Source organism: Stieleria mannarensis, from assembly GCF_014154935.1.
Lineage (GTDB): Bacteria > Planctomycetota > Planctomycetia > Pirellulales > Pirellulaceae > Stieleria > Stieleria mannarensis.
The window spans coordinates 110,288-134,240 of record NZ_JACEHH010000026.1 but is presented as its reverse complement, the minus strand read 5'-3'; the positions used below and the strand labels follow the sequence as shown (position 1 = coordinate 134,240).

Sequence of the window (23,953 nt, the reverse complement as noted above, 5' to 3'; positions counted from 1 at the left end):
GGTTGCAGCCGCGGCTCCATCCGCGGAAGATTAACCCAGGGCAGTCTACGAAAAGCAAGAACTTGTGTAGATACCAATGCCCTCTGGGAGGGTGAATTATTTTTGATTTGGCGCGTATGGGGAGACGCACTGAAAGAGTCCCGCGGATGTCAGCCCGGAAGGGACTGTCGTACTTGCACCGCCAACAAAAAACGCCCGAGCGGGATGGCTCGGGCGTTTTCGTTTGGTTGATTGAATCGCTGGTCAGCGGATCAATACATGTCGTGATCGCCACCGTGGCCCTTGGCACCTTCCTTGGGCTTTTCGGCGACCAGGGCGTCGCTGGTCAGCAACAAGGTGGCGACACTGGCGGCGTTGCCCAGTGCGGTTCGGGTGACCTTGGTGGGGTCGATGACACCGGCCTTGACCAGGTCTTCGTAGGTATCGGTCAGAGCGTTGTATCCGCCGTTGCCCTTCATCGCGGCGACCTTTTCGCAAACGATGCCGCCGTCTTGGCCGGCGTTCGTGGCGATCATGTTCAGCGGAGCGCGGCAGGCACGCAGGACGATGTTGTAGCCGACCTTTTCGTCGTCGCTCAGGTCATCGGCGGGCTTGACGGTGCTGCTGGCACGCAGCAGTGCGACGCCGCCACCGGGCAGGATGCCTTCTTCGACGGCGGCACGGGTTGCGTGCAGGGCGTCTTCGACACGAGCCTTCTTTTCCTTCATTTCGCTTTCGGTCGCGGCACCGACGTTGACCTTGGCGACACCACCGGCCAGCTTGGCCAATCGCTCTTCCAGCTTTTCGCGATCGTAGTCGCTGGTGCTGTTTTCGATTTCGCGACGGATTTGGTCAATGCGAGCCTTGATGTCGCTGCTCTTGCCGGCACCTTCGATGATGGTCGTGTTGTCTTTGTCGATGATGACTTTCTTGGCACGACCGAGTTGCGGCAGGTCGACGCTTTCGAGCTTGATGCCGAGAGCTTCAAAGATGGCTTGTCCGCCGGTCAGGATGGCGATGTCTTCCATCATCGCCTTGCGACGGTCGCCGTAGCCGGGTGCCTTGACGGCACAGACGTTGAAGGTGCCACGCAGACGGTTGATGACCAAGGTTGCCAGTGCTTCACCGTCGACGTCTTCGGCGATGATCAACAACGGCTTGCCTTGTTGGACGACCTTTTCCAGCATCGGAACCATGTCCTTGATGCTGCTGATCTTCTTTTCAAAGACCAAGATGTAGGCGTCTTCCAGGACGGCTTCCATGCTGGCGCTGTCGGTGACGAAGTAGGGCGACAGGTAGCCGCGATCGAACTGCATCCCTTCGACCCATTCCTGCTCGGTTTGCAGGCTCTTGCCTTCGTCGACGGTGATGACGCCGTCCTTACCGACCTTGCTCATCGCGTCGGCCAGCAATTCACCGATTTCGCGGTCGTTGTTGCTGGCGATCGTGGCGACGTCTGCCATCGCGGCTTGGTCTTTGACCTTGGTGGCCATCGAGTGCAGTTTGTCGGTCAGATCGGCAACGGCTTTCTCGATCCCCATCTTCATTTGGATCGGGTTCACACCGGCGACGACTGCCTTCAGACCTTCGTTGAAGATCGCTTCGGCCATCACGGTCGCGGTGGTGGTTCCGTCGCCGGCAACGTCGCTGGTCTTGCTGGCGACTTCGCGAACCATCCGGGCGCCCATGTTTTCATAGACGTCTTCCAGATCGATTTCTTTGGCCACGGTGACACCGTCTTTGGTGACCGTCGGGCTGCCGAAACTTTTTTGAAGGATCACGTTGCGGCCTTTCGGGCCCAGGGTGACCTTGACGGTGCGTGCCAGTTTGGAAACGCCTCGGCGGATCGCCTCGCGGGCTTCCTGCTCAAATGCAATGATCTTTGCCATGGAATTCTGTATGGAGTGTGTTGTGAGAGTTGTTTGGGTGCAGTCGGTTCGATGCGATCAACGCGTTCTTAGCCGATCACCGCCAGGACATCGTCTTCGCGCATCAGCAGGTATTCTTCGCCGTCGATTTCGACCGACTCGCCGGCGTAGCTACTGAACAGGACGTGGTCGCCCTCGGACAGCTGGCTTTGTCCGCGGGTTCCGTCGTCGAGCAGTTTGCCGGTGCCGATCGCCACGACGGTGCCGCGGGCCGGTTTTTCGCGGGCCGAATCGGGCAGGACGATCCCGCCGGCGGTCGTTTCTTCGACTTCTTCACGCTGGACCACGATTCGCTCGCCGATCGGTTGCAGACGAACGGACGCCTTTTTCTTGGTGGCAGTCGCCATAGTTGCGGATACCTTTTTCTGTAGTGCGGGGAAAATGAATGGTAAGTGTCTTGTTCGGTGCCGCCCGTGGCATGACTCCCGCCGATCACGATCGACGCGATGGCGGCTCACTGAAACGCCCATGCGAAGCGGCTGTCAGTTGGGGGCCCGGCGGCCGCGCCAAGTTGACAGGTTTTTCTGACTTGCACGCCGAGTAGCAAACGGTGTGCCAGATCCCGGACGCGAACCGGGGCTCGACTCCCCGAAATCTCGCAAACGCCCGGAATTAGCTGTTCCAAGCCGCTGCTGGACGATGCGTATCTTGGTGCATTTGCCGAGGGAGCAACAGGGGCCGAGTGATTGATCGCAATCGCTGGCTGGTAGCGGAAGCCGCGGAGGCTTTCGGTAGCCGGCGGCTTCGCCGCCGAGGGCGAAACTCTTGGCGAGTTCCGCTACGTTCGACTGCCGAGGGGCCACAAACGACAAATTGGCAGCCGCGATCGGCAACGGCACGATCAAGATTTGCCGCCGGCAAGCGAACACCGATCTGCCAACGGAACCCCGGCCGCCCCTTCGATCGGCAAGTTCCGCGGGACCACGGGAAATTGGCCCGGCGATTGCAATGGATGACCGGCCACACGGTTTTCCTGCCAAAAACTGCTATTTAGCGCTCCAGATAGACCAACCAAGGTGTTTCGATGCTCCTTTTTGATCCGATGTACCTGCTTTTCATCGCCCCTCCACTGCTCTTGGGCCTGTTCGCCCAGTGGCGGGTCAAAAGCACGTTCGCCTCGATGTCCCAGGTCGGGGCCCGCATGAGTGGTGCTCAGGCGGCGCGGCAGATGCTCGACTCCGCCGGCCTGCATCAAGTCGGGATCGAGCAGGTGGCCGGCCACCTGAGCGACCACTACGACCCCCGCGCGAAAGTGCTGCGGCTGAGTCCTGAGGTTTACGGGGGGCGATCAATGGCTGCGTTGGGGGTAGCCTGTCACGAGGCCGGCCATGCGTTCCAGGACGCCAAGGGCTACGCGCCGCTGACGATCCGCAACATGGCCGTCCCGGCGGCGAACTTCGGCAGCAACATCGGCGTGACCCTGGCCACCATCGGGCTGTTCCTCAGCTACCAGATCCCGACGATCGGCAACGCGCTCTTGCTGCTGGGAATCGTCCTGTTCGCCGGCGTGGTGTTTTTCCAAGTCGTCAACTTGCCGGTCGAATTCGACGCGAGCAACCGGGCACGTCGCCACTTGGTTTCGGCGAATTTAATTTCTGCCAACGAAGAACACTTCGTCGCCAAAGTGCTGAACGCCGCCGCGCTGACCTACGTTGCCGGAACCTTGCAAGCGATCATGACGCTCGCCTACTTCATTTTCCGCTTCATGGGTGACCGTCGCTAAGGGTTTGTCGGTACGATGGGGAGCATGAACGATGCTCTCCGCCAAATCACCGAAGGCCAATTCCAAGCGTACAGCAAGCTGCCTTGGCTGATGCTTGTGGTGTTCGCCGTGCCGCTGGCCATCGCGGCATGGCGATTTCGCACCTATCCGACGCGGCTGTGGATCGCGGTGCTGACCGTCGCCCTGATCGGCAGCGTCTGGACGGTCTTTTCACCCGACGGATTCATTTGGGTCGCCGCGCTGGACTGGTTGCTGCTGATCGTGGCCACGGTGGATTTTCTGTCCATCTATCTGGCGACCAACCGCGGCATCGACGCCACTCGCGACATCGCCCGGTCGTGTTCGCTGGGCGTTCCGGTTGAAAGCCATCTGACGATCGAAAATCGCAGCGGCATCACCCTGGTCGGGCACGTCCGCGATGATTTACCGGACGAATTCCAATCCAAACCCGACCAACACACGCTGCGGCTGCCGCCTCGGGGACGAGTCAGTTTTCGGCGCAAACTGACTCCCGGCCGGCGCGGTGCGTTCCGACTGCAACACGTTTCGCTGCGTTTTTTCAGCCCGCTTCGGCTTTGGCATCGCTACATCCAGATCCCACTGGAAAGCGAGTTGAACGTTTACCCGAACATGAAACAACTGAGCGACTATGCGTTGCTCGCCCGCACCAATCGACTCAGCTTGATCGGGGTCCGACGCACGCGGCGGATCGGCCAAGACAGCGACTTTGAACGACTGCGTGACTACAGCCGAGACGACAACTTTCGCCATATCGATTGGCGCAGCACCGCACGCCGCAATAAGTTGACGGTCCGGCAGTTCCAGAGCGACCAAAGCCAGCGGGTGATTTTTCTGCTCGATTGCGGGCGAATGATGACCAACACTCGCGACGGGTACACGCTGTTGGATCACGCGATGAACGCCGCACTGATGATGGCCTACGTCGCGCTGCACCAAGGCGACTCGGTCGGGATGCTGTGCTTTTCCGATTCCGTGCACGCCTACATTCCCCCGCACGGCGGCAAGAGCCAAATGAATCGCTTGATCCACGCCTGTTTTGACCAGTTCCCCCGGATGGTCGAATCACGCTACGACCAAGCGTTCTTGTACCTGCGCAACCACTGCAAACGCCGCTCGCTGGTCGTGCTGGCGACGAACATCATTGACGAAGTCAACGCGGCGGCGGTCACGGACTATCTGGGCAACATCAACGGCCAGCACCTGCCGATGGGGGTGATCCTGCGCGACCGAACACTGTACGACGCCGCCGACCATCCCGACGGGGACGAAATGAACCTGTACCGTGCCGCCGCGGCAGCCGACATCCTGATCTGGCGCGACCAGGTGCTCAAGGACCTAGAGCATCGCGGCGTCCTGATGGTCGACACGTTTCCGGACGAGCTGACTGCGCCGCTGGTCAATCAGTATTTGGAGATCAAGGCGAAACACTTGCTGTAGTGTTTCGTATGGCCTTCAGACGCGCCAAGCCCGGCAACCCCAACGGGGTTGAACAACATGCGCCGCCCATGTCGCGCGAGCGTTTCGCGGTCCGTTCACGTTGCGTCGTTTGTTGAACCCCGATGGGGTTCCGATTCTCATTGTTTCCAGGCCCCGGGGTGCGTTTCGCGACCCCGGGCTGTGTCGTGGCACCGCGCTGCGGTGGAAGCCAAGGGGAACAACCGCCGTCGAAACTGGCGAAAGTCTTCGGTCTTCTTGGGCTAAAGCCTGGACACCAGCGATTGCGGCTGTGGGGATTGATCCCAATCCTAGCATTGTCGAACCCGGCGTGTTCTCGCAGATCATGGCTACCCGAATCGCACGACTCTGGTAACCTGACGGGTTCGAAAAAAACATTCACCTGACCGCAGAACGATCCATGCCCCGCCGCTCCTACAAGAATTCACCTGGCAAAAAAGCCTCCGGAACCAAACGGGCCGGAACAGCCAAACCGAAGCGGGGGGGACGCAAGCCGAAAACTTCACGGGCCGGCAGCCTGGCAAGCTCGCAGTCGTCGGCGGCTAAGAAAAGCCCCACCAAGAAGCGTCCCAAGCGGTCCACCATCCCCGCCGTGGCCAGCACGCGCGACCAACCACAACGCTTGCAACGCCTGTTGGCCGCAGCCGGTTTTGGCAGCCGACGCCAATGTGAAACGCTGATCGAAGAAGGCCGCGTGGAAGTCGACGGAGAAATCGCGGCGGAACTCGGCACCATCGTCGACCCCAAAACCAGCAAGGTGTTCGTCGACGGCGTTCCGCTGCGACAACAGAGACTGGTTTACTACGCGGTCAATAAACCGACCGGATTCCTGAGCACCAACGCGGACCCCCGCGGGCGCCAACGCGTCATCGATTTGGTCCCCAACAGCGAACGTGTCTTTCCCGTCGGCCGGCTGGACCAGAGCAGCCAAGGGCTGATGTTACTGACCAACGACGGCGACTTGGCCCAACAGCTCTCGCACCCCAAGTACGGCGTGCGGAAAGTCTATCGCGTCACGGTGGCAGGCAAAATCGACGGCGAAACGATGCGGAACATGCGCAAGGGGATCTACATCTCCGACGGTTTCGTTCGCGTCGAAGGAGCCAAGATCGTCAAGTCGCGGGCCCGGGCGACGGAGATGGAAATCACACTCCGCGAGGGAAAAAACCGCGAAATCCGCCGCATCCTGGCGCGGCTGGGGCACAAGGTCCAAGTCTTGCGACGGATCGCGATCGGACCGCTGCGGATCGGCGACCTGCCGGTCGGGGCGCACCGATTGCTCTCGCGTGACGAAGTCGCGCGGCTGAAGAAAGCGGTCGAGCACAGCCGCAACGAGGTCGCCGAGGAAGACCCACGACGCAGGTCGCCGGGAGCGAAACGGCCGGCGAAAAAGAAATCGGCGGGCAAACGACGCCGTGCCGAAAGCCGCAACGACGTCACCGCGCGGCGAACCCGCCGAAAGCCCCCGACGACGAAGTTCTCGTTCAAACCGAAGAAGTCCGACGAAGGCGGTTCGATCATCGGCGGGGATTGACCGGGGCGATTGGTAGCGGAATTCGCCAAGAATTTCGCTTTCCGCAGCGGCAAAGCCGCAGAGCAGCAAAAGCCTACGCGGCTTCCGCTACGTCGGTTCAACGGCACCGCACGGTAGCGGAATTCGCCAAGAATTTCGCTTTCCGCAGCGGCAAAGCCGCAGCGCAGCGAAAGCCTACGCGGCTTCCGCTACGATCGGATCAACGGCACTGTACGGTAGCGGAATTCGCCAAGAATTTCGCTTTCCGCAGCGGCAAAGCCGCAGAGCAGCGAAAGCCTACGCGGCTTCCGCTACGTCGGTTCAACGGCACCGCACGGTAGCGGAATTCGCCAAGAATTTCGCTTTCCGCTGCGGCGAAGCCGCAGGGCAGCAAAAGCCTACGCGGCTTCCGCTACGGTCGATTGAACTGCACCGTGCGGTAGCGGAATTCGCCAAGAATTTCGCTTTCCGCAGCGGCAAAGCCGCAGCGCAGCGAAAGCCTACGCGGCTTCCGCTACGGTCGGTTCAACGGCACTGTACGGTAGCGGAATTCGCCAAGAATTTCGCTTTCCGCAGCGGCAAAGCCGCAGCGCAGCGAAAGCCTGCGCGGCTTCCGCTACGACTTGCCCCCCGCTGCAAATCAGCCACGCCCGCTTACAGGGTCGCGCGGAGCTTGGCTCCGTTGCCGGCTTGTCCGAATGCGGTCATCCGCGCGACACAAACTTCTTTCATCGCGGTACGAGCGGGTTTCAGGTAGGCACGCGGGTCGAACGCCGAGGGATCTTCGGCGAACACCTTGCGGATCGCGCCGGTGATCGCCATCCGGCAATCGGTGTCGACGTTGATTTTACGAACACCGCTCTTGATCCCACGCTGGATTTCCTCGACCGGCACGCCGTAGGTTTGCTTCATTTGGCCGCCGTACTTGTTGATGATGTCCTGCAATTCTTGCGGGACACTGCTGCTGCCGTGCATGACCAAGTGGGTGTTGGGCAATTTGGCGTGGATTTCTTCGATCCGCGTCATCGCCAGGACTTCGCCGGTCGGCTTTTTGGTGAACTTGTACGCACCGTGGCTGGTACCGATGGCGACGGCCAGGGCGTCGACGCCGGTTTCTTCAACGAACCGTTGGGCTTCGTCGGGATCGGTCAGCAATTGGTCGTGGGTCAGTTCACCGACCGCACCGTGGCCGTCTTCCTGTTCGCCTTCGCCGCTTTCCAGCGATCCCAGGCATCCCAGTTCGCCTTCGACGCTGACGTTCTTGGCGTGTGCCATTTCGACAACGGCCTTGGTCACGCGGGCGTTGTATTCGTAATCGGCGGGGGTCTTTCCGTCTTCTTCCAGCGAGCCGTCCATCATGACGCTGGTGAAGCCGTTTTCGATCGCCGATTTACAGGTCTCGGGGCTGTTGCCATGGTCTTGGTGCATGACGATCGGGATGTGCGGGTACAATTCGGTCGCCGCAACCATCAGGTGTCGCAGGTAAGCGTCCTGCGTGTAAGCGCGTGCACCGCGTGACGCTTGGATGATCACGGGCGAATCGGTTTCTTCGGCGGCTTCCATGATCGCCTGGATCTGTTCCATATTGTTGACGTTGAATGCTGCAACGCCGTAATCGTTTTCTGCGGCGTGGTCGAGCACAACGCGAAGAGGAACCAATGCCATGATCAGCTACCTTGGGGTAAAATGAGATTCGAGGGTCAGTGTTTTGTCGGGAATTATCGCCGCGTGGCACCTGACCGCAAGGGCGGGGGATCATGATTCTGCTGTTGGACAATCAGGACTCCTTTGTCCACAATTTGGCACGCTATTTTCGCCTTACGGGGGTGGAAACCCGCGTCATCCGGAGCAACCAGATCACGGCCCGCCAGGCGATTGAACTGGCCCCCCAGGCAATTGTGCTCTCGCCGGGCCCCCACGGGCCGGCCGAGGCAGGCTGCTGCGTCGACCTGATCCGCCAAGCCCCCGAGCAGCTGCCGATCCTGGGCGTCTGCCTGGGGCATCAAGCGATCGGGGCAGCGTTTGGCGGCCAAATCGTTCGCAACGAACCCCGGCACGGGATGGCCAGCTCGATCACCCACGATGGCGAGGACCTGTTCCGCGATTGCCCCAGCCCGATGGACGTCGCGCGTTATCATTCCCTGGTCGTCTCGCCGGAAAACCTGCCGGACTGCCTGAAAATCACCGCCACCAGCGACGACGACGGATCCGTGATGGGGCTGCGGCACCGCCGGCGACCTGTCTTCGGCGTCCAGTTTCACCCCGAATCGATCCTCTGCGACAACGGTCACCAAATCATCCAAAACTTCGCCTCCCTGACCAACAACCGTCTCTGACCTCACCAACTCTGACCCAACCAACAGCGTGATCCTGGAATCAATCGTCACGACGATCGGCGAAGACGGCCGAGTCAACCTGGCGCCGATGGGCCCGGTGCTAACACATCCCGATGCGATGCGAACCGCCGGACCGGCCGACCCCGGTTTTGTGCTCCGCCCGTTTGAAGGGTCTCGCACGTTTGAGAATCTCCGCGCCACCCGCCACGCGACCATCCACGTCACCGACGACGCCGCGTTGTTTGCCAAAGCAGCGGTCAGTCGGCTGGACGATCGATCGGCACCACTGCACCGTTCGCCGTGTGGCCGCTGGGCGATCTTGGACCATTGCCATCGCTGGTTTTCCGTCGAAGTGACTTCGGTCGTCGATTCGCCGCCTCGGTACGAGATGCCCTGCCGCGTCGTCGACTCGGCGATCGTCGCACCGTTTTTTGGATTCAATCGAGCCAAACATGCGGTCATCGAAGCGGCGATCCTGGCGACCCGAACCCATCTTATCTCGCCGGCGGACGTCCGATCGCAACTGGACGCGCTAGGCCCCCTGGTCGACAAAACAGCCGGCAGCGTCGAACGGGACGCGTTTGACGAATTGACCGCCGTCATCCTGCAGCGGACTGATCCACAGGCCCCGACAGGAACGGCGTGATGGAAACGCCCAAACGAATTCGAATCGAAACCGGCGCGCGGTTGCATTTCGGATTGCTTGACACCGCGCCACCGTTCGGCGGGCTCGGTGCGATGATCGACCAACCGACGACCATCGTCGATCTCTCACCGGCCGACCAGTGGAACGTCCGACGCGGCGACACGCAACGCATCAACCGGATCGCTGAACGTTTCAGCCGATTCACCGGGCAAGCGACCTTGCCGGCCGTCTCCATCGACGTGATCACTGCCGCGCCGCCGCATCGTGGATTCGGCAGTGGCACACAACTTTCACTCGCCATCGCCGAAGGCTTGCGTCAGTTCACCGGGCTTCCGATTCCCGATGAAACGCTGGCCGTCCAGATCGCTGACCGCGGCAAACGCTCGGCGGTCGGAGTCCATGGGTTCTTCGGCGGCGGCATGATCTTTGAAACCGGCGACGACGACGGCGGAGCACTGAATCCGATTCGGCAACGCGTCGAATTGCCACCGTCGTGGCGACTGCTGACACTCAGCCCCAGCACGATGCCCCAGACGGTTCATGGCCAACAGGAATCCGACCACTTTGCCAAGTTGCAATCCGGATCGCCGGGGGAGTCCGATCATTTTCATCGAGAATCATTGCTACGGCTGATCAACGACGACATCTTGCCCGCCGCCCGGGCCGGCAACTTCAGCGACTTCGCCCGCGCGATCGAAAGCTACAACTACACCAGCGGCATGATGTTCGCCGCAACCCAAGGCGGCCCCTACAACGGCCGCTGGGTCACCGATCTGGTCGCATCGCTTCAGAGTGCCGGCGCGACGGGTGTGGGACAGAGCAGTTGGGGGCCGGGCGTGTTCGTCTGGTGCGAAGACGAACCGGCCGCCGAGCGACTTGCCGATCAGTTTGCTGACCCGTCAATCGACATCCGAATCGCTCGCATCAAAGACAGCGGGCGAACGGTGCTCAGGGGGTAGCGGTCGATCCGATTCACGCAACGTTGCGGAAATCTGGTAAGAAGATTTCGGGGGGTAAGAGAATGATGAGGTGCTCGATTCATTCAATGGAATTAATTTTCTTACCCAAAAATCATACTACCAACCCACCGACCACGGCCCCCTGTCTCGGCGAATCTAAACCCACGGATGGCAGAGCGTACCCACGGATGGCAGGCATTCTACTACCAGGCTGCTCTCTATCCGTGGGTACGCTTTACCATCCGTGGGCCGATTCTGCTCCGGAGCCCGACCTGACGCGACGGACTGGCCACACCTCACTCCAACATCAAACGCTCCGCCGCCCCGGACGCCGCGTAGACTTTTTTGACCAGTTCCATCGCGTGATCCGTTTCGCCCCGGATCGTCAGCGCGGCCGGTGCCCGCAGTGACAACAACCCTGGCAGATCAAAGTACTTGGCCGCCCCGGGGACAAAGTGCTGGTCGCTGTAATCGGGAACTCGGCTGATGCGAAACCCCCGGCTTTCCAGATCCAGCCGGTCGACCAGGTCGCCGGCAACCACCGCAGCGGCGGCGCTGCTGATGCAGCTCGATTCATCGGCAACAACTGATAACGCCCCTTCGGGCTCGGCGTGATTCAGGTGCGCCAACACGCATAACAACTGCTCGAATCGCTTGACGGCGAGCGGTCGGTTGTAGCCAAACGTCAGACCGGAGTAGCTGCGGTCGTCGGCGATCAAGGGTTGCTGGTGTTCGCTTTCCATCGAGTCTTTGCCGCGTCCGATCGACGGGGACAGGTAAACGACCACCGTCTTGCCAGCGGCCCCCTTGGCGGCAACCGATTTTGCGATTGCATCTCGCTGTGATGCATCCTGCCGTGCCGCATTGCGTGCGAACGTTACGGGCGCCACCACGTGACCAGCCGAGCTTTGGGACGATCCAGAAATCACGTCGAAGTCGACCACGGTCTTCCAGTCGCGATGCTCGATGCGATAGCGGGTGACGTCGGCATCAGTGTCTGAATCCAACTCGGTGACGCGCAACGCTTCGGTCGCCGGCAGGGACCGATCAAAGATCACGCTCCAAGCCCCGCCGACCACGCGACGATACTCGGCCAGCTGCTGATCTGCAGCCTCTCCTTCGACCGCTTGATCGGGAATCAACGCGTTGAGCTTTTGGTCACTTTGATCCTTCCACCACGCCAGCACCTTGCGTTCATGGGGAATCCCGACCTCCTTCGGTGCGAGATGGTTGTCGTTCCAGACCTTCATGTCGTCTTCGGACAGTGGCTGAAAATCTTTTTCCTCCAACGGGACATCGGCGGGCAACCCAAGGTGCTTGGCCATCCAGGGATACATCATCGAACGGGTGACATAGTTGTAATTGTGCGGAAACCTCAGCACGTCACCGCACATCACGTTTTCCGGCGCGCCCAACATGGCATACAGCTTTTGTAGCTCGGGAAAACCGTCATCGAGCATCGCCTTGGTCCAGTCGTTGGCCGCCGTCATGCCTTGGGGTTTGGGCGCGAACAACGCCGCCAGTTCGACGTTGCCGGTCCCGATCCGCAGGTAGTTGCAGTTCTCGCAGTAACATCCGCCTTGCATTGACGTCGACACCATCCCGTTGGGAAACCCGACCTTGATCCGCGGATCAATGGCACCCAACAAGATCGTTTGCGTGCCTCCGCCACTGCCGCCGGTCACGCCCAACCGCTTCGGGTCGACGTCGGGCAGTTCGGCCAAGAAATCGAGAGCGCGGATCGCGTTCCAAGTTTGCAGCCCCATGACCGATTGCAGATTCAGATCCGCGTCGATGCCGTACAGACACGGGTGCTGACGATCCGCCTCTTCCGGTCTCGCTTTGGCGTGGCGATGAGCGGTTTGATAATCGATCTGTTGTGAATCCGCGTAGCCGAGCATGTCAAAGATCAACGTGACGCATCCCATCCGCGCCAGGTGGGCACAGCGGGCAAGCTTGGGATAGCGTCCGGAGTTCTCGAACATTTCGCCGCCGGATTCGAGTTGCTTTGCCAGTTCAGCGTCGCTCAGCCGCATCGTTCGTCCGCCGTGACCGTGTGGCGACAACACGGCGGGACGCTTGCCGTCGACCAGGCCGAGTGAATTCTCAGCGGCGGGGCGGAACAGCATCCCGGTGACATAGTGGCCCGGCAGCGATTGGAAGTAGACCTTCTCCACCGTAAACCCGTCGCGATGGACCTTGCCGTGCAACACCGGCGACAGCGGCGTCTTGTCCGGCATCGGCCAAAGCCCGGTGGCGACCAACACGCGCCGACGCAGTGCATCGGATCGCTCGTCCCAAGCCTGGACGCTCTGGGGAACGTAGAACGGGAAGTGGTCGTTCAGTGTTTTTAGTTTTTCGGTATGGGACGCGTCCTTCTGGGCCGGAGACGTTGCCGCGAGAAAGGCGACGATCAAGAACGCGAGGGGACAGGCGAGCAGACGCGGCATGGTGGTGGGAGGTGGGAGTTGGGAGGTGGGAGGTGGGAGTTGGGAGGTGGGAGCTGGGAGCTGGGAGGTGGGAGCGGTCCTATAGATTACCAGACCCGAAGGCGGCGGTGCCCATCGCGGCACTCGATTTGCGTTTCCCCCCGTAGCGGAACTCGCCAAGAATTTCGCTCCTCCCGTAGCGGAATTCGCCAAGAATTTCGCTCCTCCCGCGGCGGAATTCGCCAAGAATTTCGCTCCTCCCGTAGCGGAATTCGCCAAGAATTTCGCTCCTCCCGCGGCGGAATTCGCCAAGAATTTCGCTCCCCCCGTAGCGGAATTCGCCAAGAATTTCGTTCCCCGCGGCGGCGAAGCCGCACCGCGGCGAAAGCCTCCGCGGCTTCCGCTACGATCGGTTGGCCAAACCGCCCCGATCTTCTACGCTAGACGCGTCGACGCCCCAACCTCCGCCAACGATCTTCACGGGCCCATGTCCGCACTGCACACCTCCGCTCTGCACGCCGATTTTTATGCCGACCGGATGGTCCAACACGAAACGGTGCTGGAGCAGAATGAACGGATCGCCGAGGCGACGTACCGGTTGCGTGTCTCCGCCCCGGCGATTGCCGCGATCGCCGTGCCCGGCCAATTCGTGATGATCCGCCTGGCCGGTGTCGACGCACCGCTGATCGGACGCGCCCTGGCGATCTGGGACGTGTTGCCCGACGAGGACGGCAAGCCGACCTACATCGATCTGATCTATCTGAAAAAAGGCACCTTCACGACGGCCTGTGCGGAAAGCCCGCTGGGAACCAAAGTCAGCTTATGGGGGCCGCTGGGCAACGGGTTTACCCCGCGAGAGTGCGAGCGACTGATCATGGCCGTCGGCGGGATCGGCCAAACACCGATGTTGTTGCTGGGCTGTGAAGCGATCGGCAGCCAGTCGTTCGGCCGCCCCAACGGCTGGGCCAAGCACGTGGAACTGATCTACGGTGCCCGCCGCGAATCGCTGTTGGCCGGCGTGCCGGAGTTTCGCGAGGCCGGGTTCGATGTCCGGCTTTGCACCGACGACGGCTCGGCAGGCCAGCAAGCGCTGGTGCCCGACGTGCTGGCCGCGCGGCTGGATGAACTGAACGAGCACGCGTCGATCCGGGTCGTCACCTGCGGACCGGAAATCATGATGGAAAAGGTCGCGGAGGTCTGTCGGGAGCGAGGCGTGGATTGTCAGGTCTCGATGGAAACCCCGATGGCTTGCGGCATCGGCATCTGCTTTTCCTGCGTCGCCAAAGTCAAACAGGACGACGGCGGCTGGGATTACAAACGCACCTGTGTCGAAGGCCCGATTTTTGACGCCGACAAGATTGTTTGGTGATGATGTGGGACAGGCTTCCAGCCTGTCGTCGCTGAGTTGACAGGCTGGAAGCCTATCCCACGGGTCCCTATCCCATCAGCAGCGCGGCGGCGCCGAGGGCTCCGGCGACCAGGAACCCGGTCGAATCCACGACCGCGATCCGCCAGATCGGTTCCTCTTCGGTTCCGTAGTAGGCCCGCACGCTTTCCCCGTGCAGCCAAGCCCAAATACCGGCGCCGATCAACAAGCTGCCCACGCCCTTGATGATGTTGAAATCAACATCGTCCGACGTCGCCTGGTCGATGATCTCGAAAATGCGAAACGCCAGCGCCCAGCCATAGCTGAGCAAAACGACGTACCATGGGACTTTGCCGCGGATGAAGCAACAGATACTGGTCGCCAGCGACAAGGCCGCCATCAACCCCAGCATCCCGACAACGATGTAATAGACGATGCCCACGACATCGCCCATCGCGCCGCTCATTTCCTCCAGCATCTCGGCATCGACAAAGCCCAGCACCAACACCAGCACTCCGCCGTAGAAGATGGCCGCGAGAGCGTTGATCAGGCCGATGAAGATCAAGAAGGGCGGCTGCGGGGCTTCGGTCTTCATGATCATCGCTTCGCCGCGACGGTCGCTGCCAGAGATCGCTTCGTTGAGCAATTTGGCAGCGTTGGCGCTGGGCGGTTTGACCGCCGTCTTTGCACCGGGGACTTGCACCGCCTTGACCGGCGCCAAATCGGTGTCGGTCAACTCGTCAAACAAACCCGCGGTGGCCGCCGGTGGGGATGCGGCGAGCGGTCGAGACGGGGCCGCTGGACGCGCGGCGGCGGGTCTGGATTGCCCCGGCGCGGCGGAGGCGGTTGCTTTCGGTGCCCCCGCCGGAGCTCCCTTTGCCGCCGGTGCCCGCAACTGTTTCCCGCACTTGCACTTGACCACCTTGCCGGCCGCGGAGTCGGGGATTTGAAGGAGCGACGCACATCCGGGGCACTTAATCTTCATGGACGATTGACGAGACGTTCTTGGCAAAGGAATCAAACGCGATTTGCGGCGTCCATCTTAGCAACTCGCGGCCATTTGTCTGTCCAAATGCGGTGTTTGGCAGCAAGAATCGGTCACCCGAACAACCCCGGCAAGCCTTCGCCGACACTTTGCGCCTTCTGGCTGAGCGCCGCATTCATCAACTCGATCGCCACCCGCGACTCCAGCGTCACGCCGGCGCGGACGCCGACACAGGGATCATGGCGGCCTTTTTCGAGCTGAAAATCGATCTCCGTCAGGTCCTTGGTGACCGACTGCTGCGGCTTGTTGATCGTGGAGGTCGGTTTGAATCCGACCCGAAACACCAGTGGCATGCCGGTCGTCATGCCGCCGATCAATCCGCCGTGGGTGTTGGAGACGTACCCGCCGCTGCGAATCGGATCGTTGTTCTCGCTGCCGACCCGCTCAATCACCGCCGCCCCGGAGCCGACCTCACAGGACTGGACGGCATTGAGTCCGCCGAGTGCCCCCATGATCCGCACCTTCAAACTCTGGTACAGGGGATCGCCCAACAGCGGCGGCACGTTCAACGCCACCACCTCGACGCCTGCGCCAAGCGAGTCGCCGGCCTTGCGAGTCTGCTTGATCAATTCGGCCGCTTCGGTTGCAAAGTCACCGTCGATGGAGGGGATGACGGCGTTGTCGATTTCCTGCTGCAACGCGGTGATGGCGTCGGCATCGATCGCGACCGAATCCCCCTTGGCCAGCAACTCCTGGCAACGGTCGGCCAGCGAACGCGTCGCTTTGAGCGGTCCGACCTGGTCGATCGACGACATCAGGACCGTTCCGAAGGTCTGCTGCAGAAACAACCGCGCGATGCTGCCGCCGACGACATCGCTGATCGTGACGCGGTAACTGCTGCGTCCGCCGCCACGGACATCGACAAATCCGCGCGACTTGTGATACTTGACCAAATCCGTGTGACCGGGACGGACTTGGCCCTTGGGGCCGACGAATTGGGTGTAGTCCCCCGACTTTTTGCTGGTCGACAACACCATCGCGGCGATCGGTTCGCCCGTGGTGTAGCCCGCTTCGTAGCCTTCGGATTCAAACCGCGCGCCGTCGACTTCGACGCTGATCTTCGACCCACCGGATTCGTTGCCACCGAGCAACGTCTCGTGGTCGGTCTGATACAGGCCCGACAGGAAGACGACCTTGTCCTTTTCATTGCGGGGCGTGCCGTACTTGTTGCCGCCGGGTCGACGTCGATCCAGAAACGGCTGGATCTGGTCCCGCCGAATCATCAGTCCGGCCGGACATCCGAACACGATGGTCGTCACCGCCGGGCCATGAGATTCCCCCGCACCCGCGACGCCGAAGTAGGGTCCGCCAAGAATTTCCATGAAAGCCTCAAAAAATGTGGGATAGGCTTCCAGCCTGTCAAAGTCAGCAATGTGGGATAGGCTTCCAGCCTGTCAAAGTCAGCAATGTGGGACAGGCTTCCAGCCTGTCGATCGACAGGCTGGAAGCCTATCCCACAACCATTCGCTCAAAGCCCCAACGCGTCGCGACCTTGGGCCTCGATTTCCATCACCTTGTCCAACCGCCGCTGGTGCCGCTCGCCCGGTGTGTAATGAGCCCCCAGGAACGCGCGGACGATTTCCAATGCCAATTCGCTGCCGATGATCCGCCCGCCGATGCACAGCACGTTCATGTCATCGTGCTCGACGCCTTGGTGGGCCGAATAGGTGTCATGACAGATCGCCGCACGAATCCCCGGGATCTTGTTCGCCGCGACGCTCACGCCGACTCCGCTGCCACAGACCACGATCCCGCGATCGGCGTTACCGAGAATGATTTCGCGGGACACCGCGACGGCAAAATCTGGGTAATCGCAGCGCGCCGTGCTGTCGGTGCCGCAATCGATGATGTCACCGACCAGGGTCGCAAAGGGTTCGGCGGCCAGTTGCTGGGAAACCACCTGTTTGAGCGGGAATCCGGCGTGGTCACCGCCGATGGCGACGCGGAGTCGATTGCCGGGTTGGTTAGGATCGGTCATGAATGGGGGGCACGAGGAGCAGGAAACGAGTTCGGAAGCGACAGTTTACCGTCCGCAGGAAAAATTCGTTAGCCGCGTAAACCGCCCCGGTCGGCATTTGTGAGCCCCGTTTTCGATCGCCGTTGACCTGAACAACCAAAAAACCTAACCTAAGCCCCCCAAAGCATTTAGCTTCTCCGAGCCGGATCCGGGGGGAGCCCCTGAGGTGGCGCCGAGCCGAACTTTCGTCTAATTGGCCCGAAATTGGCTGCTCTAGACGCGGGGGGCGGTGCGCTGCCAATCTGACTCTCTTGCGGGCGAATCTGTATGCTCGCGGCCAATCAAACATCGAAAACTTAGCAAGCGATTCAGCGATGTCGTTTTTTGAAACCCTGGCAGATGTCACCGGCGCCGTGTTCGGCGGTGTCCTCAGCTCCTTTGAACGTGCGGTCACATCCGTGTTCGGATCGGCCAACGCGCGTCAAGTCACCGCGCTTCAGGCCAAAGCGGAGGAGATCACCGCGCTTGAGCCCAAATACGAGGCGATGACGGACGAGGAATTGCGGGAACAGACGCAATTGTTCCGCAAGCGGATTCGTGACGGGGAATCGTTGGACGACATCTTGATCGAAGCCTTTGCGGTCTGTCGCGAGGGCGGCAAACGCTTCCTGGGCATGCGTCACTATGACGTCCAGCTGATCGGGGGCATGGTGCTGCACCAGGGCAACATCGCCGAAATGGTCACCGGGGAAGGAAAGACGCTGGTCGCCACGCTGCCGGCCTACCTGAACGCGCTCGAAGGCAAGGGTGTTCACGTCATCACGGTCAACGATTACTTGGCGCGACGTGACATGGAGTGGATGGCGCCGCTGTACATGAATCTAGGCCTGACCGTCAACGCGATCCAGTCCGGGATGTCGACCGGCGAAAAACAAGCCGCCTATCGCTGTGACATCACTTACGGAACGAACAACGAATTCGGCTTCGATTACCTGCGAGACAACATGCGGCCGGCCGCCCAGGGCGATGACCGCTTTCCGCCCGAAGCCCAACAGTGCCAAGGCCCGCTGAATTACGCGATCATTGACGAAGTCGACAACATTCTGATCGACGAGGCGCGAACGCCGTTGATCATCAGCGGCCCCAGCGACATGGACTTGGGTCGCTACGCCGACGCCGACCGCGTCGCCCGGGCACTGCGAAAAGAAGAACATTTCACCGTCGACGAAAAACAACACAACGTCACGCTGACCGACGAAGGGGTCCGCGAAGCCGAACGATTGGCCGACGTCGAAAGTTTTTACACCGCCGGCAACATGGAATGGCCGCACCTGATCGACAACGCGCTCAAGGCCCACTACCTGTACAAGCTGGACGTCAATTACGTCGTCAAAGATCGTCAGATCGTGATCGTCGACGAGTTCACCGGCCGCTTGATGGACGGTCGCCAATGGAGCGACGGGTTACACCAGGCCGTCGAAGCCAAAGAAGGCGTCCCGATCAAACCGGAAACCCAGACCTTTGCCACCGCCTCGCTGCAAAACATCTTCAAGATGTACAAGAAGCTGTCCGGGATGACCGGGACCGCGATGACCGAGGCCAACGAGTTCTGGAAGATCTACAAGCTGGACGTCGTCGCGATCCCGACCAACCGCGGCCTGCAGCGGATCGAACACCCCGATGTCATCTACCTGACCGAAGAGTTCAAGTACAAAGCCCTGGCCGAAGAGATCGAACGGACCAACAAGTGGGATGTGCTGGTCATGAAGGACGGGACCGAGTTATGGGGCAAGGTCACCGAGGAACAAAACGATCAGGTCAAATTCATCGGCAAGGGTGAAAAAGACCCCGACACGATTTCCAAATCAAAGATCACGACGATCGAGTATGCCGGACGGCCGGTCCTGGTCGGAACGGTCAGCATCGAAAAGAGCGAAAAACTGAGCCGATTGCTGGAGCGACGCGGCGTCAAACACGAAGTGCTGAACGCCAAGCAGCACGAACGCGAAGCCGACATCGTCTCCCAAGCCGGACGCAAGTACGCCGTCACGATCGCCACCAACATGGCCGGCCGCGGTACCGACATCATCCTGGGCGGCAACCCCGAAACGAAAGCTTGGGCACAACTGCAACACAAGTACCCGACGCGTCTGGAAGTCCCCGACGACGAATGGAACGAGCTGGTCGAATCGATCGACAAAGCCGAAGGGATGAGCGAGCAGGGCCAACACGTTCGCGAGCTCGGCGGGCTGTATGTCCTGGGGACCGAACGACACGAATCGCGACGCATCGACCTGCAGCTTCGCGGTCGTTGTGGTCGACAGGGCGACCCGGGTTCCAGCCGCTTCTTCTTGTCACTCGAAGACGATCTGATGCGGATCTTCGCCGGCGAGTGGGTCAAGAACATGATGGAGCGGATCGGCATGCGGGAAGACGAACCGCTGGAATCCAAGCTCGTCACGCGACGCATCGCCGCGGCCCAAAAGAAGGTCGAAGAACGCAACTTCGAAATGCGGAAGAGCTTGTTGGACTATGACGAAGTCATGGACGAACAGCGGAAACGTGTTTATCGCTACCGCCAAAACCTGCTGGACGGTCACAGTTCCCGGACGATGATCCTGGATCTGATCCGGGCCCAAATCCAAGAGCAGGTCGAGACGTTCTTGGAGCCCGACTACGGTGCGGAAACCTTCGCCTCCTTCGCCGGCGCCCAACTCGGATGCACCCTGGACGCCAAAGATTTCCTGAACATGGACATCTCGATGGCGACCAGCTACGCACGCGAACAAGCCGAACGCGCCGCCGAAGTCACCGTCGAGGAAGTGGTCGAAGAGAACTTGCCCGAAGAGATGGAGGACGAGTGGAACTGGAAGGCGCTGACGAAATGGTCCAACACCACCCTGGGCACCAATTACCAGGACCATCAACTCAAAAAGATGGAACGTGATGACCTGATCAATACCCTGATCGAAAAGAGTCACGAAGCGATCGAAAAAGTCGACCTCAGCGAAGGCGAACCGTTCCTCGACGCCGACTACGGTCTCCGCGTGCTGTGCGGTTGGATGCGACACCGATTCGGAATCGAAACCACCCCCGAAGAGTTCCGCGATGTCGAAGACCGTCGGGCCGTCACCAAGGCCCTGGTCTCCCGCGCCGAAGAAGCCTACACGGAAAAGGAAACCGAATACCCGGCCCTGGCCGGCATCTCGCAGTTCACCGTCCAACAGGGCGCCCAGGTCATCCTGGATCGCGAAAACCTGGTCGACTGGATCAAACGTCGCTTCGACAAGGCGATCGGTATCGATGACGTCCCGCTGAACCGTGACGACTTGAAAACCCAGCTGACCCAGTTCAGTCGCGAAACCGCCGATGCGGCCGGTGCGATGTACGCCAAGGCCGAAGAAATGGTCGACAACGTGTTCGGCAACGCGGATCCCGATCAAACCGCCGCCGTGGCAACCAGCGGCACCGACAAACTGGAAACCCTGACCGAGTGGATGAAACGCGAACTCGGCGCGTCGGCCGACGCCGAAGATTTGGCGCGGATGAATCGACAACAGCTGACCCTGGCCGTCGGCGGCGCCGTCGACGATCGATTCCACCCTGAAATGCGCCGCATGGAACGCCAAATCTTGCTGAACATCGTCGACGATGTGTGGAAGAACCACCTGCTGACGATGGACCACTTGCGCAGCAGCGTCGGATTGAAAGGCTATGCCCAGCTGGACCCCAAAGTCGAATACAAACGCGAAGGCATGCGGCTGTTCGACAACATGTGGGAATCGGTCGGCGAGCAAGTCACCGGGTTGATCTTCCGCATGGAATCGTTCAACCAAGACTTTATCCGCAGCACCTGGGTCGACGCCAAAGCGCGGCACGACGAAGTCGGCTCGGTCTCCAGCAGTGCCGGGACTGCCACCGCTACCAAAGCCGCCACGCAAACGGCCGCTCAACAAGCCGCCGAAGCGAGCAACCAGCAAACCGACGCCAAACCCGAACCGATCCGAAACACCGGCGTCAAAATCGGACGCAACGATCCCTGCCCCTGCGGCAGCGGCAAGAAATACAAGAACTGCTGTCTGAGGAAGTGACCGGCCAAATGTAGCTACCTTCGCCAGAAGGTGGATTTCCGGCGTTTGCCACGCTCTGGCGAGCGTAGCTACGTCCAAACTCGTTCCCAGGCGGAGCCTGAGAGCGAATGCCCCCCGAGAACGGAATCTCATCATGCTTGCCAACGCCATCTACTTGATCGCGCTGTCGGTGCTGTCGCCCTGGATTCTGTATCGCCGCGTGCGACATGGACGCTACCGTCGCGGATGGAGGCAGAAACTGTGGGGGCTGACGCCGACCGAGGCATCGCGTCTGCTGGGCGACGACCGAAACGAACCGTGCATTTGGCTGCACGCGGTCAGCGTGGGCGAAGTCAACTTGCTCGGCGGCGTCGTCAAACGGCTGCAGGTGCAACATCCGCACGCCCGTATCGTGATCAGTTCCAGTACCGATACCGGGTACGACTTGGCCACCGAGCGGTTCGGAACCGACCGGGTATTCTTTTGCCCGCTGGACTTTTCGTGGGCCGTGCGACGAACCCTGGCCAGTCTGCGTCCGAGCCTGTTGGTGCTGGCGGAACTGGAACTGTGGCCCAACCTGATCCGGATCGCTCAACAGCAAAACATCGATGTCGTCGTCATCAACGGACGGCTGAGCGATCGTAGTGCCGCCGGCTACCAACGATTCCGATGGCTGACCCGATCGATCTTTCAATCGCTCAGCAACGTCCAATGCCAAGACGAAAGGTCGGCCGAGAATTTTGCCAAATGCGGCACACCGCCGTCGCGGATCGCCATCAGCGGTTCGCTGAAGTTTGACGATGCGCCGCATTCGCGGGACTGCATCGAAGTCCAATCGCGTCTCCGCTGGGCGGGCGCCGATCCCTGGCACGCGATCTGGGTTTTCGGCAGCACGCAAGAAGGCGAAGAGGCGATGGCGCTGGACATCTATCGGCGACTCAGCGGGCAGCATTCCGAACTGCGTTTCGTTCTCGTGCCGCGTCACCGAGAACGGTTTGATCGCGTCGCCCAGTTGATCGAATCACATGGCTTGGTCGCGCACCGTCGATCCGACGACGTTTCGATGGAACACTTGAAATGGACCGCCGACCGAGTGCTGTTGATCGACACGATCGGCGAGCTTCGGTCGTGGTGGGGCGTCGGCCAGATCGCCACCGTCGGCGGGACCTTCGGCGACCGCGGCGGACAAAACATGTTGGAACCGGCCGGTTATGGCAGTGCGATCGCGTTCGGCCCCGACACCCGCAACTTCGCCGACATCGCCGAGCGATTGCTCGATGCCGAAGGGGCGGTTCGTGTCAACGATGCCGCACAACTGGAATCCTTCGTTCTGCGTTGCTTGAACGACGTCCCGGCGGCCGACGCACTCGGGCGCGCCGCCCAACAGGTCGTCCAACAACATCGCGGCGCCACCGAGCGGACGATTGAAGCGATCGGCCGGTTCATCGACTCGGGAGCAGAATCCAAACATCGGGCGGCATGAAGCCAGCTAAGCGGTCGTGGACGACGCGAGGAGTCCTCGCAGTTCGTCGCGGCAATGGACTCGTCGCCTCGTCCATTACCCGAAAACCAAGCGACGAGGCATCAACCCTACCGCGCCGCCAATTGGCTTTGCGTTGCAGCCGGCGTGATCTCGATCCGGGCTTCCTCGATCAGACTTCTCAGGAACGCCTTGGCTTGCAAGTAGTCGCGTTTCTCATAGTAGGCGACGTTCGCCTTCAACTCCTTTTCGATCCGCTCGATCCAATCTCGCATCGGTAGAAAGTGGTCGGGGTTGATGCGGCCGACGACGCTGCGTTGGTGAAACACCAGATCGACCGGTCCGCGTGCCTTTTCGTAGTAGCTCGATTGCAACAAGATCGGCCAGTGGACCTGACCGGTCACCGGATCGACCGGGCGGCGTGGTGCCGAGCGGGAAACCAATTGCACCGCAGCCCGTTTTTCTTGGCGAACTTGCTCGCCCCGAGCGTGTAGATGCCCGAATCGCGACTGTTTGTTGATCTGTTTCCGCTCCAAGCGGGTTGCCAAGAATTCGACGCTGTTCTGCATTTCCAACCGGTCGGCGTGCAGGTGCTGGGTTCGAGCACTCGCGTTCAAGACGTTGGCGGTCGCCGCGGCCCGGATCAACGCGGCACGCCCGAACGCAGGGTCATAGCCGTAGCCGCGATGGCCGTACTGGACATGTCCGTACACCGGGCGAACGTAGTGGACGGTGTGGTGCCGGACGGGGCCGCTGTGGCAGTGGCCCGAATCGCACCCGCTCGAACCGGACTGGGCCGCCGCCGATCTCGCCCCCGCCAAGATCGAAAGCAGCAGGACCGAGCCAAACGCGACGTTTGCCAAAGCAACTTTCATCGAACCAATCCCCGTGAAATGACTGTTTTTTCGTGCCAACACCCTGCCAAGCGGAGGCGACGGACGGGTGTTACCGAAAAGGTGAAGAATCTGGAAAGGGACTGGAGGGTTGTACGACGTCCTTTCGAGGTCGTACCTGCGACAGGGAATCGCCTGAAGGCTAGACACCAA

The 23,953-nt window shown here is 60.8% G+C and carries 17 protein-coding genes; 9 read left to right on the top strand and 8 right to left on the bottom strand.

Annotation, left to right across the window (positions count from 1 at the left end; genetic code table 11):
• Window positions 1-251 precede the first annotated feature (251 nt).
• Window positions 252-1,868, bottom strand: coding sequence for a chaperonin GroEL (gene groL / locus H1B37_RS18435; RefSeq protein WP_182868128.1), 1,617 nt, complete (start codon window positions 1,866-1,868; stop codon window positions 252-254).
• A gap of 68 nt (window positions 1,869-1,936) precedes the next feature.
• Window positions 1,937-2,254, bottom strand: a complete 318-nt coding sequence (groES, locus tag H1B37_RS18430) for a co-chaperone GroES (RefSeq protein ID WP_145390609.1) — start codon at window positions 2,252-2,254, stop codon at window positions 1,937-1,939.
• 677 nt (window positions 2,255-2,931) lie between these two features.
• Here groES and H1B37_RS18425 point away from each other — a divergent pair.
• The 3 genes from H1B37_RS18425 (at window position 2,932) to H1B37_RS18415 (ending at window position 6,640) form a co-directional block, all read left to right on the top strand.
• A complete protein-coding gene (locus H1B37_RS18425) occupies window positions 2,932-3,630 on the top strand; it encodes a zinc metallopeptidase (protein ID WP_182868127.1) in 699 nt (232 codons plus the stop codon).
• A gap of 24 nt (window positions 3,631-3,654) precedes the next feature.
• Window positions 3,655-5,088 (top strand): DUF58 domain-containing protein, encoded by a 1,434-nt coding sequence (locus H1B37_RS18420; protein ID WP_182868126.1) that lies wholly within the window; start codon window positions 3,655-3,657, stop codon window positions 5,086-5,088.
• 418 nt (window positions 5,089-5,506) lie between these two features.
• Window positions 5,507-6,640 carry a pseudouridine synthase gene (locus H1B37_RS18415; RefSeq protein ID WP_182868125.1) on the top strand — a complete coding sequence of 378 codons (1,134 nt, stop codon included), beginning with the start codon at window positions 5,507-5,509 and terminating at the stop codon, window positions 6,638-6,640.
• Window positions 6,641-7,273: 633 nt separating this feature from the next.
• Here H1B37_RS18415 and fba read toward each other — a convergent pair.
• Entirely contained in the window at window positions 7,274-8,284 is a 1,011-nt protein-coding gene (fba, locus tag H1B37_RS18410; protein WP_182868124.1) for a class II fructose-bisphosphate aldolase, read from the bottom strand.
• Window positions 8,285-8,376: 92 nt separating this feature from the next.
• On the opposite strand from fba, the gene H1B37_RS18405 reads away from it, so the two are divergent.
• From H1B37_RS18405 to H1B37_RS18395, 3 genes are read left to right on the top strand one after another with little or no spacing between them, the layout of a single operon-like run.
• Window positions 8,377-8,955, top strand: a complete 579-nt coding sequence (locus H1B37_RS18405; RefSeq protein ID WP_182868123.1) for an anthranilate synthase component II — start codon at window positions 8,377-8,379, stop codon at window positions 8,953-8,955.
• Window positions 8,956-8,983: 28 nt separating this feature from the next.
• Window positions 8,984-9,601: a DUF447 domain-containing protein gene (locus tag H1B37_RS18400; RefSeq protein WP_182868122.1), complete on the top strand. Its 618-nt coding sequence runs from the start codon at window positions 8,984-8,986 to the stop codon at window positions 9,599-9,601.
• Window positions 9,601-10,560, top strand: coding sequence for a GHMP family kinase ATP-binding protein (locus H1B37_RS18395; RefSeq protein ID WP_182868121.1), 960 nt, complete (start codon window positions 9,601-9,603; stop codon window positions 10,558-10,560). The genes H1B37_RS18400 and H1B37_RS18395 overlap by 1 nt, the downstream gene beginning before the upstream one ends.
• Before the next feature lie 296 nt (window positions 10,561-10,856).
• Here H1B37_RS18395 and H1B37_RS18390 read toward each other — a convergent pair whose 3' ends face one another.
• Complete coding sequence (locus H1B37_RS18390) at window positions 10,857-13,010, bottom strand: glucuronyl esterase domain-containing protein (protein WP_182868120.1); 2,154 nt, start codon at window positions 13,008-13,010, stop codon at window positions 10,857-10,859.
• A 466-nt stretch (window positions 13,011-13,476) separates the two neighbouring features.
• On the opposite strand from H1B37_RS18390, the gene H1B37_RS18385 reads away from it, so the two are divergent.
• Entirely contained in the window at window positions 13,477-14,358 is an 882-nt protein-coding gene (locus tag H1B37_RS18385; RefSeq protein ID WP_182868119.1) for a dihydroorotate dehydrogenase electron transfer subunit, read from the top strand.
• Window positions 14,359-14,425: 67 nt separating this feature from the next.
• On the opposite strand, the gene H1B37_RS18380 is transcribed toward H1B37_RS18385, so the two are convergent.
• The 3 genes from H1B37_RS18380 to rpiB all read right to left on the bottom strand — a co-directional run bounded on the left by H1B37_RS18380 (window position 14,426) and on the right by rpiB (window position 17,378).
• On the bottom strand, window positions 14,426-15,340 hold the full coding sequence (locus H1B37_RS18380) for a zinc ribbon domain-containing protein (RefSeq protein ID WP_182868118.1): 915 nt from the start codon (window positions 15,338-15,340) through the stop codon (window positions 14,426-14,428).
• A gap of 113 nt (window positions 15,341-15,453) precedes the next feature.
• Window positions 15,454-16,722, bottom strand: coding sequence for a chorismate synthase (aroC, locus tag H1B37_RS18375; RefSeq protein WP_182868117.1), 1,269 nt, complete (start codon window positions 16,720-16,722; stop codon window positions 15,454-15,456).
• A 146-nt stretch (window positions 16,723-16,868) separates the two neighbouring features.
• The gene (gene rpiB, locus H1B37_RS18370; protein ID WP_182868116.1) at window positions 16,869-17,378 is read right to left on the bottom strand and encodes a ribose 5-phosphate isomerase B; all 510 of its coding nucleotides are present in this window, start codon (window positions 17,376-17,378) and stop codon (window positions 16,869-16,871) included.
• Between the two features lie 353 nt (window positions 17,379-17,731).
• Here rpiB and H1B37_RS18365 point away from each other — a divergent pair, with 353 nt between their 5' ends.
• Window positions 17,732-21,448, top strand: coding sequence for a preprotein translocase subunit SecA (locus tag H1B37_RS18365; RefSeq protein ID WP_182868115.1), 3,717 nt, complete (start codon window positions 17,732-17,734; stop codon window positions 21,446-21,448).
• Between the two features lie 133 nt (window positions 21,449-21,581).
• Complete coding sequence (locus tag H1B37_RS18360) at window positions 21,582-22,910, top strand: 3-deoxy-D-manno-octulosonic acid transferase (protein WP_182868114.1); 1,329 nt, start codon at window positions 21,582-21,584, stop codon at window positions 22,908-22,910.
• 107 nt (window positions 22,911-23,017) lie between these two features.
• Here H1B37_RS18360 and H1B37_RS18355 read toward each other — a convergent pair whose 3' ends face one another.
• A complete protein-coding gene (locus H1B37_RS18355) occupies window positions 23,018-23,782 on the bottom strand; it encodes a hypothetical protein (protein WP_182868113.1) in 765 nt (254 codons plus the stop codon).
• Window positions 23,783-23,953: the final 171 nt, after the last annotated feature.